Source organism: Acinetobacter stercoris, assembly GCF_900323515.1.
In the GTDB taxonomy this organism is placed as follows: domain Bacteria; phylum Pseudomonadota; class Gammaproteobacteria; order Pseudomonadales; family Moraxellaceae; genus Acinetobacter; species Acinetobacter stercoris.
In genome coordinates, this window is the sequence record NZ_OOGT01000434.1 from 1 (window position 1) to 783 (window position 783).

The following is a 783-nucleotide window of genomic DNA, read 5'->3' on the forward strand; positions in this document are numbered from 1 at the left end:
ACATTGTGAACCGTCGTTGTCGCACCGGCTTCATTCGGATTAGTGGTTACGCTGTAGTTTGGTGCACTGATCTCACCCGTTGTCACATCGTAGCTTGCTCCACCGCCCAATGCCGCAGCCGTACTGCTTCCCAACCCGTCCGATTTGCTGTCCTGTGCTGTTAATGCTGTATCCAGCTGGCCTTTGTTAATCGCATCACTGGCGGCTGTACCATCAGCAACATTACTGATCTTTTTACCCGCTGCATCAATGCCTGCCGTGGTGATACTTGGGCCACCTGTGATGCTTAAGCCATTACTGTCAATAAAGGTATTGCCCGTGCTGATGCTGGTCAGGCCTGTCAGGGTTTTATTCAGGCTCACTGCGATCTGGCCCTGACTTGCCGTTGTCGTGATGTTCCCATCCCCAAGCACTGACAATGTCGAGCCAAGTCTATTCACCGAGCTGCCACTATCCCCTGTAAAGGTCAGCGGTGTAGTCACCGCAGTCGTTAAGCTAGTGATTGCATCGCCGACATTGTGAACCGTCGTTGTCGCACCGGCTTCATTCGGATTAGTGGTTACGCTGTAGTTTGGTGCACTGATCTCACCCGTTGTCACATCGTAGCTTGCTCCACCGCCCAATGCCGCAGCCGTACTGCTTCCCAACCCGTCCGATTTGCTGTCCTGTGCTGTTAATGCTGTATCCAGCTGGCCTTTGTTAATCGCATCACTGGCGGCTGTACCATCAGCAACATTACTGATCTTTTTACCCGCTGCATCAATGCCTGCCGTGGTGATACTT

General features: G+C 52.6%; 1 pseudogene. It reads right to left on the bottom strand.

Going from position 1 to position 783, the window contains the following annotated elements:
• Window positions 1–783 (bottom strand): annotated as a pseudogene (locus KPC_RS20085) (hypothetical protein); the annotation flags it as partial.